This window comes from Phocaeicola intestinalis, assembly GCF_014837065.1.
Taxonomy (GTDB): domain Bacteria; phylum Bacteroidota; class Bacteroidia; order Bacteroidales; family Bacteroidaceae; genus Phocaeicola; species Phocaeicola intestinalis.
Genome location: NZ_JACSPP010000003.1, coordinates 86,089 through 100,753, shown reverse-complemented (window position 1 = coordinate 100,753; position 14,665 = coordinate 86,089). Strand labels below are relative to the sequence as shown.

Annotated in this window: 11 protein-coding genes; 1 reads left to right on the top strand and 10 read right to left on the bottom strand. The window is 43.7% G+C overall.

What is annotated here, in order from left to right; translation table 11 throughout:
- Positions 1 to 19: 19 nt before the first annotated feature.
- The 10 genes from aroC to H9625_RS01685 all read right to left on the bottom strand — a co-directional run bounded on the left by aroC (position 20) and on the right by H9625_RS01685 (position 14,098).
- The gene (gene aroC / locus H9625_RS01730) at positions 20 to 1,096 is read right to left on the bottom strand and encodes a chorismate synthase (protein WP_191762823.1); all 1,077 of its coding nucleotides are present in this window, start codon (positions 1,094 to 1,096) and stop codon (positions 20 to 22) included.
- A gap of 79 nt (positions 1,097 to 1,175) precedes the next feature.
- Positions 1,176 to 2,090 (bottom strand): TPM domain-containing protein, encoded by a 915-nt coding sequence (locus H9625_RS01725; RefSeq protein ID WP_087247304.1) that lies wholly within the window; start codon positions 2,088 to 2,090, stop codon positions 1,176 to 1,178.
- Between the two features lie 9 nt (positions 2,091 to 2,099).
- Positions 2,100 to 2,681 (bottom strand): LemA family protein, encoded by a 582-nt coding sequence (locus tag H9625_RS01720; RefSeq protein ID WP_087210346.1) that lies wholly within the window; start codon positions 2,679 to 2,681, stop codon positions 2,100 to 2,102.
- Positions 2,682 to 3,109: 428 nt separating this feature from the next.
- On the bottom strand, positions 3,110 to 6,106 hold the full coding sequence (locus H9625_RS01715) for a DUF4906 domain-containing protein (RefSeq protein ID WP_191762822.1): 2,997 nt from the start codon (positions 6,104 to 6,106) through the stop codon (positions 3,110 to 3,112).
- An 8-nt stretch (positions 6,107 to 6,114) separates the two neighbouring features.
- A complete protein-coding gene (locus tag H9625_RS01710; RefSeq protein ID WP_191762821.1) occupies positions 6,115 to 7,245 on the bottom strand; it encodes a hypothetical protein in 1,131 nt (376 codons plus the stop codon).
- Positions 7,242 to 9,170 carry a hypothetical protein gene (locus tag H9625_RS01705; RefSeq protein WP_191762820.1) on the bottom strand — a complete coding sequence of 643 codons (1,929 nt, stop codon included), beginning with the start codon at positions 9,168 to 9,170 and terminating at the stop codon, positions 7,242 to 7,244. Before H9625_RS01705 ends, H9625_RS01710 begins: the two co-directional genes overlap by 4 nt.
- Positions 9,171 to 9,207: 37 nt before the next feature.
- Positions 9,208 to 10,251, bottom strand: a complete 1,044-nt coding sequence (locus H9625_RS01700; RefSeq protein ID WP_191762819.1) for a FimB/Mfa2 family fimbrial subunit — start codon at positions 10,249 to 10,251, stop codon at positions 9,208 to 9,210.
- 95 nt (positions 10,252 to 10,346) lie between these two features.
- Positions 10,347 to 12,053: an Mfa1 family fimbria major subunit gene (locus H9625_RS01695; RefSeq protein WP_191762818.1), complete on the bottom strand. Its 1,707-nt coding sequence runs from the start codon at positions 12,051 to 12,053 to the stop codon at positions 10,347 to 10,349.
- A gap of 27 nt (positions 12,054 to 12,080) precedes the next feature.
- The gene (locus H9625_RS01690) at positions 12,081 to 13,505 is read right to left on the bottom strand and encodes a DUF3868 domain-containing protein (protein WP_191762817.1); all 1,425 of its coding nucleotides are present in this window, start codon (positions 13,503 to 13,505) and stop codon (positions 12,081 to 12,083) included.
- A 17-nt stretch (positions 13,506 to 13,522) separates the two neighbouring features.
- On the bottom strand, positions 13,523 to 14,098 hold the full coding sequence (locus tag H9625_RS01685) for a DUF3575 domain-containing protein (protein ID WP_087247292.1): 576 nt from the start codon (positions 14,096 to 14,098) through the stop codon (positions 13,523 to 13,525).
- Positions 14,099 to 14,275: 177 nt separating this feature from the next.
- Between H9625_RS01685 and H9625_RS17550 the strand changes: the two genes are divergently transcribed.
- A complete protein-coding gene (locus H9625_RS17550) occupies positions 14,276 to 14,473 on the top strand; it encodes a hypothetical protein (protein ID WP_087406948.1) in 198 nt (65 codons plus the stop codon).
- Positions 14,474 to 14,665: the final 192 nt, after the last annotated feature.

The window sequence follows — 14,665 nt, the reverse complement described above, 5'->3', positions numbered from 1 at the left end:
GCCGTCTGTGGAGGTTTTATCATAATCGGGTAGTTTTGTTCAGTAAGTAGTAATCAAGCAGGGTCATTGCCGCCATCGCTTCTACTATGGGAACGGCACGGGGCAAGACGCAAGGGTCGTGACGCCCACGGGCTTTCAGTATGGTTTCATTTCCGTTCTTGTCTACTGTAGGTTGTTCCATCAGAACAGTGGCTACAGGTTTGAATGCAACGCGGAAATAAATATCTTCACCGTTGCTGATACCTCCCTGAATGCCCCCCGAGCGGTTGGTACGCAGGGCTATGTGTCCGTCTTGGTTGTAAAACAGGTCATTTTGCTGGCTGCCTTTCCATTCCATATTGCTGAATCCTTGTCCGTATTCGAAACCTTTGGCAGCATTGATACTTAACATTGCACTGCCAAGGGCTGCATGGAGTTTCCCGAATACAGGTTCACCCAATCCGGCAGGACATCCCTGGATAACACAGGTCACCACGCCTCCCAGTGTATCACCTTCTCCTTTCGTACGGAAAATAAGTTCTTCCATCTGTTGTGCCAGCTTGGGATCGGGACACCGTACAGGATTACTTTCAGTAAGGTTCAGGTCGTAGTGCGTATAGTCTTCATTCAGTTTCAATGCACCTACCTGTGAGGTGAATGCCGTGATGCGTATGCCTATTTCCTTAAGGGCTAGCTTAGCAAGTGCTCCCGCTACCACCCGTGCTATGGTTTCACGTGCCGAAGAACGTCCTCCGCCACGGTGGTCACGCACACCGTACTTCTGGAAATAGGCAAAGTCGGCATGCGAAGGACGGAACACGTCCTTCATATTGTCGTAATCAGAAGAATGCTGGTTGGTGTTCCACACGACAAATCCGATGGGGCACCCGGTAGATACACCTTCGTAAATACCAGAAAGGAACTCTACGGCATCGGGTTCTTTACGGCCGGTGGTAATGGTTGATTGTCCCGGCCGGCGTCGGTTTAATTCTTGTTGCACAAAGTTTTCGTCAATAGCAATACCGGCGGGAAATCCGTCAATGACACCACCGATGGCTTTGCCGTGCGATTCGCCAAAGCTGGTCAGTCTGAATATGTTTCCAAAAATGTTGCTCATAAGTAGATAAGTTTATTCGTTCGTTAGAGGCTGCTTCTGTGAACTCTTGTGTCTCTTTTCTGTTCTTAGGTTTTTCATGTCAGAATTTACTTCCGGCTCCTCCACCTCCGAAATCTCCACCTCCAAAGCTTCCGCCGCCGAAGCTTCCGCCGCTATGTCCACCTCCACCGAAGAACGGACCACCCAGGAAAGGCCAGCCATTTCCTCCACGATGATGGAAATCATCATCATCACGTATACGACGCTGTTTACGCACTACGTTTCCACAATGTCTGCATACGTAAGTCACTTCGTCGGTGTGATAGCCTGCTGTCCGCGAAAGGGTCTGCACAGAGACTTGCCGGAGGGTGTGTTTATGACATTTCGGACAGCGTTTGCGCTGGCGTGCATTCAGCCATAAGAACAAAGGTACTAAGATAAAACAGCAAAAGAAAATGCTGAACAAAAGAAAAGTATCATCGTCTTCTGGAGCTTGAAGCGGTTCGCCTGTCCCGTTCAGCTGGGCGCGTATGGCATGGATGCCTGCCAGCATACCTGCATCCCAGTTGCCATCCTTGAAGTAGGGATTCATGTAACGCACCTGTATTTGCTTACATGTGGCGTCAGGCAGGTCGCCTTCGATTCCGTATCCTGTGGCAAACTGTATGCATCGTTCGCCTGTAACGAGCAGGACGACCAACCCGTTGTCTGTCTCTTTTTGTCCTATTCCGTTTTCCCGTCCCAGCCGGTAGGCAAAGTCAAAGCAGTCTCCTCCTTCTATTTGCCCTACAGCTACCACAAGGGTTTGTATTCCTGTTTCATGCTCAAGGGCATAAAGAGTAGAGTCGATGGCACTTACTACAGCAGGGCTTAAGATACCATCGGGGTTGCTCACGTAGCGGCGTGCGTCTTTCAGATGCACCAAAGGGATGTCTTCTACTTTGTAGATGCGGCTTTGCGCTTCTGCCAAGGCAAAAGACAGAAACAGGAAACCGAGCAGAAACAGTTTTTTCATACGCAGAAATTAAAACTTTACTTCGGGCGCTTTCTCACTCCCTTCTTCTGCTTCAAAATAAGGACGTTTCTCGAATCCGAACATGCTGGCAAAGATGTTCTTGGGAAACCGGCGTATGGTAGTATTGAATTTACGGGCTGTTTCATTGAATTTACGCCGCTCTACGCTGATGCGGTTCTCTGTACCTTCTAATTGAGCCTGAAGGGTCTGGAAGTTTTCGTTCGCCTTCAGTTCGGGATAATTTTCAGTTACGGCAAGCAGGCGTCCCAGCGCACTTCCTATCTCGCCTTGAGCACGTTGGTAGGCAGCCAGCTTTTCAGGGGTCAGGTCATCGATGTCAACCGACATTTGGGTAGCTTTGGCACGTGCCGATACTACGGCATCAAACGTTTCTTTTTCATGTGCGGCATATCCTTTGACGGTGCTTACAAGGTTAGGAATCAGGTCAGAGCGCCGCTGGTATTGATTTTCCACGTTGCTCCATGCCGTCCCGACTTCCTCTTCCTGTGCCACCATCGAGTTGTATGATGAAACACTGTATCCTATCAGTACGACAAGAATCACGATTACGATAATCCACGTTTTTTTCATAAGATGCATTTTTTGTTTTTTGATTCATATTTTCGGCAAACATACGAAAAATTTCAATAATTGCCAATGAATCGCTGATAATTGTCATGTACATCGTGGCTAACTATGACTATTCATCAAGGCATTGGTTTTAATATGCGGTATAGATTTGTGCATTTCCTCACCACAGAGTACCACAAAGGGACACAGAAGAATAGGTCAATAAACAATATGCTAATGTGAATATAAATTAGCACATTGCCCTATTATTCATTGGCACATTAAAATAGAATCTGTGTCCGTGTCTATGGTGAGGAAATGCACTGTTTCATACCGCGCAAAGTATAAAAAGCCGGCGCGCATCCCTGCGAACCGGCTCTTGGATTACTAATTTAAGTAAAATGTGCAGGGACGCTTCCCCGCGATAGAGATTTATCTTCTTTATATATTTAATTGTCTCGTACACAACGAATACGATCGCCTTCATTTTCATTCCCCTTGCCCATAGTCAAATTGGAACCGTTATAGAACCAACCGATGCGTTTTTGACTAGAAGAATTAGGCAGTTTTTTATCAGAAAATTTGAATTCCGTTCTAGACACCGCATTTTCTTCAGGAACACCATCATCTAGTGCTCCAACGATAGACATCAAATAAAGTTCCCGCAAATTAGGAGCACGCCAAGCTCCTCTAGGAGTAAGATAACGACAAGGAGTAGAAGTGTTATCCATAATATCTCGAATATCTATAGCATCAACATAATAGTTATTAACATTAGAATTATTCCTAATCCACTCGTCTGAATAAGTAAATCCACCACTATACAATTCACTTTCGCTTTCATCACTTTTATGCGTTCCAAGTTCACCGTATCGTACACGAGGACGGGTAGAACTTTCATCTAAATAAGGAACTGTTATAGAAGGATCATTCGGATCTTTAGAATAAATGCCAACAGGAGTTCCACTACCTAAATTGCGCATGCACCTATAATGATTTACCAACTTGTCCCTATCTATACGATTTCCTTCTTTGCCGTAATAATCATCATCTCCATGATCATAATTTGTATATTGAAAAGTTCCATCGTCACTTCTATATTCCGCCATATTATATTCTGTACCATGACTTTCCGAAACAGATTCTTCCGCCCAATAGATAATAGGGTAATTTCCATAAGTGGTACTTGATACATAGTGCTTATATACATAATCTGTTTCTGTATACAGCTTGGCTTCTTCCGAAAGGCTTCCATCGCCGATAAACATACCGACATATTGGTTAATGGCTGGCAGATACCATTGTATTTCATTTTTTTCGATAAAGCCATCTCCATTTAAATCCCGATTGCGCTGCATGCAAGCGAGGTAAGCCCGTTGATAATCGCTTTTCATCGCATTAACCGTTTGCATATTGGTTACATCGGCATAACCATTTATGCCAAAATCCACATAAGTATTCCATTCTTTATTTGTATTACAAAGTTTATCTATCATTTCCCAAAAGTTATCCCATCCGGTATCTCTATCTCTGGCAGTAACACCTACTTGGTTAGGATAATAAGCCCATGTATACAATGGACCGGTCTCATTGATTGTTTCTACACCATAAGCACTATAAGACTCTTGCACGCTCCGGCTGAAAAATGTCTGGATAGAACGTTGCGACAGAATATAAGTAGATTTCGTTATACTACTTTCTCCATCCGGACTCAGCTCCACATCATTTAATATTTGCACTTCACGTGGCGACACATTGACAAACCGTTTCCATAAATCGCCTGATACCGTGACTCCTTGTGGGGCTTTGTCATAATAAAATTCGTTTATGTGGCAAGTATAAACTACTTTTCCTTCATTGTCATAAGCATCTTGTTCCGTTCTATCTGCAATCTTTTTCAATTCCTCCATAAATTGAGACAATGTCATTCCGTTACGGGTTCCGTCCGATAATGCATAAGGCTGAAAACGTTTTGAATAAATATCGTTACCATCTTTTTCATTTCTCACAAAACGCAACCAGTCTTCATCTCTTACTTTTATGTTTTCATCGGTAGAAATATAAGAAGCGAATGGTGTACTTATTTTATAAGAAAAGAAATCGGAAACATTGACACCACCTGATAACAGCTTTTCGCTGAAACTGAGCAATACGGTTTCATAATGTGCATCCAATATATATTTCGTGGTACCGTTGGTAAATATCACATCCCCTTCTGCTCCGGGAGATGGTTCTATTTCCGGATCATCAGCCAAGACTTCCACTATAATATTATTTACTCCACTAACGGTAATATTATATGTGTATTTCGTATTCCGGTTACTGAAAAAATCATCCGCATTTTGATCTACATAACCTAAATGAATGGTATAGCTGACACTTGCTTCCACTGCTCCTTCATTACCTTCAACGGTGGAATTTCCGGTGAAATCCCCTTTAAGAACTACATACGTACCCTTATCCGGTGCATAAACATAATCTCCATTAGATACAGTTGGTTTGCTATCTGAAACGTTTGAGTTTTTTTCTTCCTTTTCACGCTGATTGTAATCATTGTCCGGTATGGATAGTTTTCCATTCTGCCTGTTTTCTACCATCCAAAAATTAAAAGACATGTCTGTAGACAAAGTCCCTGTTACTTCTTGGGTATCGAAAAAGTCATCCTCATCTTCATCATTTGTTCCGTCCCACGTATTGGCAAGTGCGATTTCCCGTGACGCTTCCCGTTCTATCAGATAAACTTTCTTAGGAACGTTGAAAACCTGATAGCTGGTTGGACGGAACGTACAGCCAGCTGCCGCTTTGATATTAAACGTAATGTGTGAGTCAAGCCTGCGGAGTTTCAGCGTTTTGATATCTTGCCCTTCTTCAATTAGGTAAGTGTTGTCTCTTTCATCGCTTATTGCCATTCCGCTCATTATATACGAATTTCCTACACGGTCTATTTGTTCATATAGTACAGGAGAAAGATTCAATAATTCTTCCTTGTTCTGAATGTCATCTAATTTACTTCTAAAATCATCGTCTTCATAAACATTGGTTGCACCGGATATGTTGGCTATGCCATAAACATACGACGGACCTGTCTTGGTATCGATTGTAACATAATTATCACTTCCGGTAGTGTTCGGTTGACTTGTTGTATTTCCATTATTCAAATCATCGAAATATCCAGAACCTGTCTTATTGCCATTGGCATCGAATATCAGGACGTAGAGGTCAAAAACAACATTGTCATCCGGGACGCGCGATGATGCTTTCTCTTCCGGAACGCTTACATCAAAACCAAGCCTAACCGTTACGTCTTGACCAGGCTTGACTTCTCCATCTTGACGGATAATATTTTCGTCTGTGCACGAAAATATGGTTACAAAACAAGCAATAATCGCAAACCTATTCAAGAGTTTATGCAAATGACGTATGTTCATATATTTTCCTTGTATCATAGCTATTTTTATTGGAATTCCGGAATATCTATAGTTTCCTCATCAAACGAGAGAACTTGATAATATAATTTAGGTGTTACAGGCTTGCTTACTGTACCCCCCTCCCTGTCTATCGTCACCGTAATGTCGTAGATGTGGTTGCGCTGGATACGGTAAAGGTCTTTATAATCTTCATTAATGTTTATATCATCGTTTTTCTCAGGCAAACGGAAGTTTACGGGAATATCGTAATAATATAATTCTTCATTATAGGGTGCTTTTAATAAGATGCGGGTTTCCCTACCATCATTAATAGGAGGCTCCACATTGAGTTTATCATCATCTGGATTTCCATCATGCCAATTATTCGGGTAAGTGTAAAGCACAAGGCATTGCATTCCGTTTTCTTCAATAGGATCAGCTTTTGCCAACTCTTCTCCCCTAGTTGTATAATCCATTAAGGAAAGGCTGTTCACATACGTATATTCTTCCGTTTCTTCTTGTTCAAGCACGGTCGCGGTATTTGCATAATGACAAAAGCGATAAGATACTTGGTTCCAATCCGTACTGCTGGCAAAGTGAAGACGTACTTTGGCCGCGGCACGTTTCAAGTCAATCTGAATGTGAAGGTCTTTATCAGTCCACATTTTTGCGTCTACCGTAACCATCCCATCCATCACGAATTGGAGTTGTTTATCATAACAGATTAAACTGCTGACGGTTTTCGCTTTTAATCCGTCTAATGTAGTGACATCTGATACGACATCATGACAATTGGCGACTAAATAAACTTGGTCACCGTTTTGAAAATCATCGGGAGCAAGACCGGTCTCTAATGGAGTATAATCACCTGTTTGCTGGTCGTTTTTTTCAGGAATGAAATGCAAGGGTTGGTTGGTAATAATCGTTCCATTTCGAAAGATAAACAAATCCAAGTCCTTCACTAAGTTTTCGTTTCGCCCTTTATTGCCTTCTTCTTTGCTTTCTTCTACCCGTGTAGATACAATGCTGCTGCCACTTACTGTATAAGAAAGAACAACATGACCTTCTTCCTCCTCTTGCGAAAAAGCAGGCAATGCGTTTTCTTCCGCGCAGGAAGCAAACAAGCCTAAAACTGCGAATAGGCTAATAATATAATATGTTATATATCTATTCATCATTCTGACAATTTATCATACGGATCCCAAAAATCTTTTATGCCCCAAGAAGCATCCAAATCTTCTACTAATTTGTCGTAAGCTTTATTGTATTTTGCTTCTAATTGCCATATACGGATGTAGCTGCCTCCATTTTCATCGTCACCTCCGGCAAAACGTCTTTCACCCCAATAGGTATGCTCAATATACCCATCTACACCATCATAAGCAATGCCATAGCGATCCTTTGGATTAATATCCAAATAATTCCAAGTATGTCCTCCATCAATGGAAATACGGATATATAGGTCTGTATAGAGATTTTTACATTTTCCACTGGTTTCCCACAAATTTCCCCAATAAGTATTGGCACACTCGGCTCCATCTACTATATTTCCATTCTCATCTTTTTGAAATTCTGTATCGGTCCATGGATGAAGAGGATATACTTGTATTTGATATGCCTCAGAACGAGCAATGCCCCTAACAGCACATTTTTTGTCGTCTTCCCCATCTCCATCAATATCATGTCGTCCATTTTCATTAAGTGCAAAATCTTCCGTATTGGTCAACACAGCTTCCCAAATAGCCCCTTCCGGTTCTTTTAAATAAAAATAAAAACCAGCATAAGATGTGTTGTCTTCCAAACCTTGATGAAGCGCATGTCCCTGTTTATCTTTGTCACTATTATAGCGAGGATAAAGCACATAACAGAATACGGCTTCTTCATCGCCTCTCTTGGCATTTTTAAAATCTGGATCTATACATAAACTTCCTTTTACCTCATTTTCTACATCTGTATCTGTATACCCTTCGGCTGTAGCCAAACGCCATGCTGCCACCGGTGATTTATCAGCTTTCTGAAGTATCGGATTCCACCCGATAGCTGATTCCACTTTATCCCATAGCAGTACTCGGTATTCGAGCTTCAGTTCGCCGTCATCCACTTTAGTGATGTCGAACTGATACCAGTGGTTGCGGATTAAGTCGTAATCTGAACCATCTACCGGACTCCCATCTGTGTAATTTTTGAAATAGATGTTCGGGCTTTTTAAAGTCACTTCTTTGTTATTGGCATCTGTCAGGGTTACTTCCAGATACGAATCTTTTAACGCCGCATTATTATATTCGGGTACATAGGCTATGAAAGTTCCATCTGGGTTTGATAAAGACAGGCTTGCGCCTACCGTATTATCTTGGGGCAAATGAATTTGTTCATTCTTTTCCCAATCTTCCTTTGTATTGTTGTACACTTCCAGTGGCGCGCACATTCCTTTGGTGGAATACTTGTTCAGCTTGACTTCTTTCAGCGTAAAGCCATCGGCACTGCACTTCACTTCTACTTTACATAAGGCACGCAGCAGGTCGATGGAGCCAAGGTTGGTAGAAATATCCGGGCTAAGTGTGGTGTTGATAGTAGCTACACCGTAAAAAGGAATCAATTGCTCCTCGGAAGGTACGAACGGGGCAGTATATTGGTATGCATAGGCAGAACAAATGTCTTCGATGGTGGTTCTGTCTATTATCAAATCGTTTGCATCAGGGTAATCGGGCCAATTTGCCAAGACCACCACTTTATAATTGAAGTCGGCATATTCTTCCGGCATTTCTCCCTCTACTTTGTAAGTCGGGGCATATTCACCGCTTGCGCCTGCCGGGGTCACGCTTTGGGGTGTGAAAGAATAGACAAACGTATCGTCTTCGGTATCAAACAGCAAGAAACGGAAATTATTGTTTGTTATGTCGATGTAGTTTTCATATCCAGTGCCCGGCTCATCTGTACCCACACGGGTGGAAGCATTACCGCTGGCTGTAGTGAGGGTAAAGCTGACCTGTACCGATGCAGCCGATTCGTCCGCAACGGCAAGCCCGTCTTGCTCTTGCCGGCATGCCGAAAGCAAAAGCAGGGCGATACATACGCTCAGGGTTCTTATGATATGTTTCTTCATTCTTAATTCTTCATTCTTAATTCTTCATTCTTAATTCTTAAAGTTCTGTTTCTTGCAGCACTACGTGCCATGAATTGATGATGATGCTGGAATTTACCCAACGGTTGTCTTCATCGAGGAAGAACGTCAGGTTGTATTCACTTTGGCGGTCGAGGTATTCTTGGTCGCTCATGTTGCGGTTGTAATGGCCTTTTACCAATAAGGCATAATCTACCAACGGAATAGACAGCACCGTTTCTCCCTTTTCATTGCGGATGGTGAGCACCGGCTCTTGGTCTGCCATCAGCCTGCCTGTAGTCAGTTCGGCAATAGCCACGCTTACCGAGGTTTGTGTGTCTCTGGTACCGTCAAGGCTGGCTAATGAGGCTGTTCCTTCGTAGGTAGTCCATGCACGGTAAGTCAAAGTTTCATCATCAAGCAGCGAATTGTCGTAATTCATGTGTCCGTTGGCATCGGTAATGGTATAGGTGAAATCGTCGGCATGGATGTCTTCTCCCGAAAGATGTTGCAACATGACCCGCACATTGTGGGTGTTCTTGGTCAAGTTTATCGGTATGATTTGCTCGCCTCCGTCCAACAGTTCTTCCAGTTCGATGTTTTGGGCAATGCCGTGGAACAGCGGTGTCAAGTCATTGTCGATATAAGCGGCGTTGCCTTCATCGTATTCGCGGTTCATGCGGCAAGTGAGGTCGTGCAGGGAATGCACATTGGGTTGCATCATGGGGTAGGTGAATGTGCTTCCTGTTTCCCATCCTTCAGCCCATGCCACCAAGGTATAGGTTCCCGGTTCGATACCGAGGTTCATCACATAATCGTCTTCTGCCAATACAGACCCACTTTCTGACAGGGTGTTTACCAATTTGCCTTCGCCGTTGAAGATGTAAAGCGTCACTGATTTGACATTGTGAGCAAAGGCATCGGCAAAGCTCATGTTCATGTCGTACGTAAACTTCACCCGAAAGTAGGTGGTACAGTCTCCTTCGTCTTCGTAGATGGTGTCGCATGATGCCGCCAGTATGCCTACCATCCACAAAAGCAGCCATTGGATTTTCTGTTTACTTATGCAAGTCAGTACTTTCATAGAGATGATGGATGTAATTTAGTTGGGTTATCTTATCGTATGGCAAGCGGGACGTTGCGCCCGCTTGCCGGAATGTTTATGTATATCAGGCTTGGTTAAAGACTTACATTCTGTTCGACTATATGCCAAGAAAGAATATTCAGCCTTGCTGCTACATAGTAGGTTTCAGGATTATAGTCCGGAATAATCGCTTCTGCCGGATCATAAACAGCTGTACCTAAATTCTTTATTTTATCCAAAGTCAGTTTATAAAGGTGGTTACGCACTACACCATAACTGCCGACTTCACCTTTTGCTGCATTCAAGTGCTCAATAGGTACGCAATAATACATTTTACCGTCCTTGAAACCGTCTGCATCATTTACAGCCGCAAAGAGACCGGCCAACTTTTCCTCATCAACTTTTGTTGCGTTTGTTGCTTGCCCTGTTTCTGGATTATACCTTTCCAAAGTATACCATGTCTCAGCTAAAGCAGCGGTTGTCAACTTAAGGTTCACTTTACCGGCACCTTTGTCTTCTATCTCAACATCCGAAACAGCAAGCGGCGTATATGTGTCCGGATCATCTTCTCCTACTCCTTCGGTCTTGGTATAAATCATACCCTCACCTGTAGCTTCCCAATCGCTTAATACAGCTTCTTTATATTCGCTTTCTGTATAGAAATAACCTTTATAACGATATAAAGTTTGAGCAGCACTTTCTTTTACTTTCATTGTTGCAGCGATCAATACATGAGTAACGGCTGGTTCCTGAATGGATTGGGTTGTTGCGTCATAAGCAAGTGTCTTTTTGTCCATTGTGTTTTCTAAGCAATAAGCGGAAGCTTCATTTCCCGCTTCAGCAGAAAGGGTAAGGTCGTTATAAGTAATATAATTCAACGCCCAGTGGTCAGCATTTTCAGCATTCCACCCATTGTAATCGCTGGGATAATTGCCTGTTGAATAGTTGGGGTCTTCAGCCCAATAAGAACGGTGATTACTTTCAGCATTCCAATCTGTCCAATAAGCAGTATTTTGAATATTCTTCACGCAATATGCTGATTTGTTCGTACCGCTTAGTCCCCAACCATTAACAGTAATTTCCAATTCAGCGTCTTTACCATCTACTTGTATATCACCATTTACACTTGCTGAAAATGAACCGCTTTTAGCCAATTCCACTTTGGCTGCAACCCGTTCTACATAAATGTCTACAGGATGGTCTTCTGCCAAATCTGCTGAACTTTGCAGATTAGCAGTCGTGATAGGAGTAGCCCATTGTACTCCGGTTCCTGTTACGTAAGCCGAGTTTGACATGACAAAATAGGTTTTTTCTGGTTCACCAGCTTGATAACTGTATGCAGAGATTGTTTTTCCCAAAGCATCCTCCATATCCATATTCGTCAAATCGCCGACTACCTTTCCGCCATTAAGCACAGCAAGTACTTGAGTAGGGGCTTCAGGTACATTTTCCAATACGACCATTACATTAGAAATGGATTCAATATTGCTTCCTTCTGCTTGGTCATTCCATTTAAAAGAACTAATGGTTTTACCTTTCACTACGAAAGTGCCTTCATCATTGTAAAAATAGAAGTCAACAGAAGTCACTTCGTTTTCGTCTCCTTCGCCCAATTCAAAAGCAGGATTACCTTCTGAAGCCCGAGTTCCAGTTTCATTAGCAGCAACCAACCGAATGGCCATATACGATTCCCCCTCTAAGGAAACATTCCCGTTGTTGCTCCCTTCCGCAACTTCATCGTTGTTGCATGCCGCCAACATGCCGCATGCCAACATACTTAGAAATACATACTTGATTTTCATAACACAATTTTCTTTCGTTTATACTATTTAATTATCTATTCTCTTCAGTTGTTCCAATACATTTCCAGCCTCTGTTACACCTTGTGCTTGGGCAGTTTCCATCAAGCTACGTGCTCCGGCATAATCTTTAGTCAGCATGGCATACACACCACGCGCATAGATGGCTTGGGGCATATCACCTGCTTTCTGCAGATAACGGGCTGCCGTAGGCAGGTCACCCTTCCGCATGGCTGTATTGGCGGCATTCAGGTTGGTCACTTCATCATCGGGATACATCCGCACTGCCGTTTCGAACACTTCGTTGAAGGCATCGCTGCCCGGCTCCATGGTCTGGGCAGCCATGTAAAACTCTTGCCGGCTCAACTTTTGCGGCTGGGTGCGGAGAATGCGCTTGATTTCTTCCACATCGGTATAACTGCGTATCACGTACCCGATGCGATAGTCCGAACGGCGCAAGGCGGGATAGCATTCGCTTAACAGGTGCGCGTAATCGGCCGGATAAGAAGCCCGTATCTTCCGCTCTTTCGCGTCGGGAGTCAAGCTGTCGTCATCTATCAGCCGCAAGATGCCTTCCTTGTTTGCCAACGAAGAGGCAGCCACGTATGTCCGCAAACCTTCCCAGTTTTCGGGTTCGTAGGACGTGCGGATAAAGCCATCTGAGAAATGGTACAGGCCTGCCACATAATCGCGCAAGGCTTCCGTACGCCCGCGTGCCAGCCGCTCGTTGTTGGCATACGACCCTTCGGGCGAAGCATACCCCTTGATGGAGAGCGAGGTGATCGTGATATCGGCATCTCCCCGTATGGAGTCTATCGTAGCTAAAATCTTATCCAGTTCGACGCAGTTGTTGCGGTAATCGGGACGTATATCGGTACGCGACACAGGGAAATCTATGTAGGCGGACTTGTCCAACGAACGTGTCTTCACCGTTTCCACTTGGGGCTGCACATAGACGAAATGGGGAACATAGACCAACGCTTCCTTATAGCCGCCAATCACACTCCATTGCTCTGCCAAGAGCGAACCGCAGCAGCCATAATCTTGCCGCCGGAGCACTACTTCTGCTCCGTTCATCCAGTCATCGTAGCTTATTATGTCTGCATAAGCCACTTCGGAGGGCATTTCTTTTCTTTTGTAGGTTAATTCCTTCGATCCTGTAAGCAGGCTTTCGCCGTTTCGGATGTACGAATAATAGCGTTTGCGTCCATATACGCCGATAGAGCGGAGTTCTAACGAATCCTTTCCTTGGCGGAGGCAAGGAGTAAGCAACACTGCTTGGTTGCCTTCTACTTCTAATCCATCCAAGTCTACGTTCATGCTTATGTGCAAGTATTCACCCTGACGCTCTATGCATACGCTGTCGGCAGACACACTACCGTCCGGCAAGGCTTGTGCTACGGCTGGCGCCGTCAGCAAACTAAACAGGACTGATAAAAAGCATATAGATTTCATTGTTTTTCCTTTTAAGGTTAGAATACATATATCAGATTGACAGCTGCCTTGGTAGGACCCACGAAGTGATGGCTTTTGCCTTCTTCTGTTTTGCGTCCGCATCCGGCGCACCGGTATTTGTCATACCGGCTATACACATAGCCTATACCGATTTCGGCTTCTATGCTCCAATGCTTCGACAATATCCACTGGTAACCGTAGGCTATGCCGGCTCCCAACATCCACCCTTCGTACCGATGGTCTTTCAGCTTGCCGAAATCGGTGCCCAAAAAAGTAAAGTCTGTATCCCAGTTACTCATGTTATAGATGCCGCCTAAGAGGTGTGCGCCGAGAAAATGCCCGTTGAATGCCTCACAGAACCAATAGCGTGCTTCGGGCTGGAAAGATAGCTGTTTCCATTTTTTATTGTCAGAAAAAGTCCATGGATTCCAGTTGGCAGATACATCCAATGTCCACTGTGGGGACATACGGACTTCCGCTCCCAAATTCATGGTCGCGGTCATATCGTACAATAGATTGGTCTTCACCGCCCAATTTTGCGCTGAAACCGAGAGTCCTATGCACGACAAAAGGACGAATAACAAACGCTTCATAGCATATCTCTTTTTATTTATACTCTATCAAAACGGGAACTCAGCCGGACTATAGTATATTAAGGTATATAGGCGGCTGTCTGTAAATCTGTATATATTTCTTATCGCGGACAAAGATATACATATTATTTTATAACAACAATAGGCTAATATATTTTTTTTCAAAAAAATAAAAGAATGAATGAAAAGGCTGATTATCCGCGAGCAGGCAAGTGGTTTTCTGCAAACAGTTACCTAAGTTTTATATTCCGGCTGGCGGAATGTATATTCCACGGGCTGGAATATACGTTCCACGGCGTGGAATGTACGTTCCAGCCCATGGAATATAAAACTTTTGTAACTGCCGCAGGGAAACAAATGCCATATGCGGCGTAAATATATTTATCCGCTGCGTGTTTTATTAGGAATTAAGTGCTATCTTTGTCTGCATGAAACAAAATGTGAAAATGATTATTGAATATCCGCAAACATCCCATGTAGGGGCGTATCGCATACGCCCGAATGCGCCAACTAATCCACGTGGATGTTTTTAGGGCGTATGCGATACGCCCCTACATGGCAATTGGG

Coding starts and splice junctions, on each gene's coding strand:
- aroC (WP_191762823.1), bottom strand. CDS start 1,096: ATGAGCAACATTTTTGGAAACATATTCAGACTGACCAGCTTTGGCGAA.
- H9625_RS01685 (WP_087247292.1), bottom strand. CDS start 14,098: ATGAAGCGTTTGTTATTCGTCCTTTTGTCGTGCATAGGACTCTCGGTT.
- H9625_RS01710 (WP_191762821.1), bottom strand. CDS start 7,245: ATGATGAATAGATATATAACATATTATATTATTAGCCTATTCGCAGTT.
- H9625_RS01695 (WP_191762818.1), bottom strand. CDS start 12,053: ATGAAAATCAAGTATGTATTTCTAAGTATGTTGGCATGCGGCATGTTG.
- H9625_RS01715 (WP_191762822.1), bottom strand. CDS start 6,106: ATGATACAAGGAAAATATATGAACATACGTCATTTGCATAAACTCTTG.
- H9625_RS01690 (WP_191762817.1), bottom strand. CDS start 13,505: ATGAAATCTATATGCTTTTTATCAGTCCTGTTTAGTTTGCTGACGGCG.
- H9625_RS17550 (WP_087406948.1), top strand. CDS start 14,276: ATGAATGAAAAGGCTGATTATCCGCGAGCAGGCAAGTGGTTTTCTGCA.
- H9625_RS01705 (WP_191762820.1), bottom strand. CDS start 9,170: ATGAAGAAACATATCATAAGAACCCTGAGCGTATGTATCGCCCTGCTT.
- H9625_RS01700 (WP_191762819.1), bottom strand. CDS start 10,251: ATGAAAGTACTGACTTGCATAAGTAAACAGAAAATCCAATGGCTGCTT.
- H9625_RS01720 (WP_087210346.1), bottom strand. CDS start 2,681: ATGAAAAAAACGTGGATTATCGTAATCGTGATTCTTGTCGTACTGATA.
- H9625_RS01725 (WP_087247304.1), bottom strand. CDS start 2,090: ATGAAAAAACTGTTTCTGCTCGGTTTCCTGTTTCTGTCTTTTGCCTTG.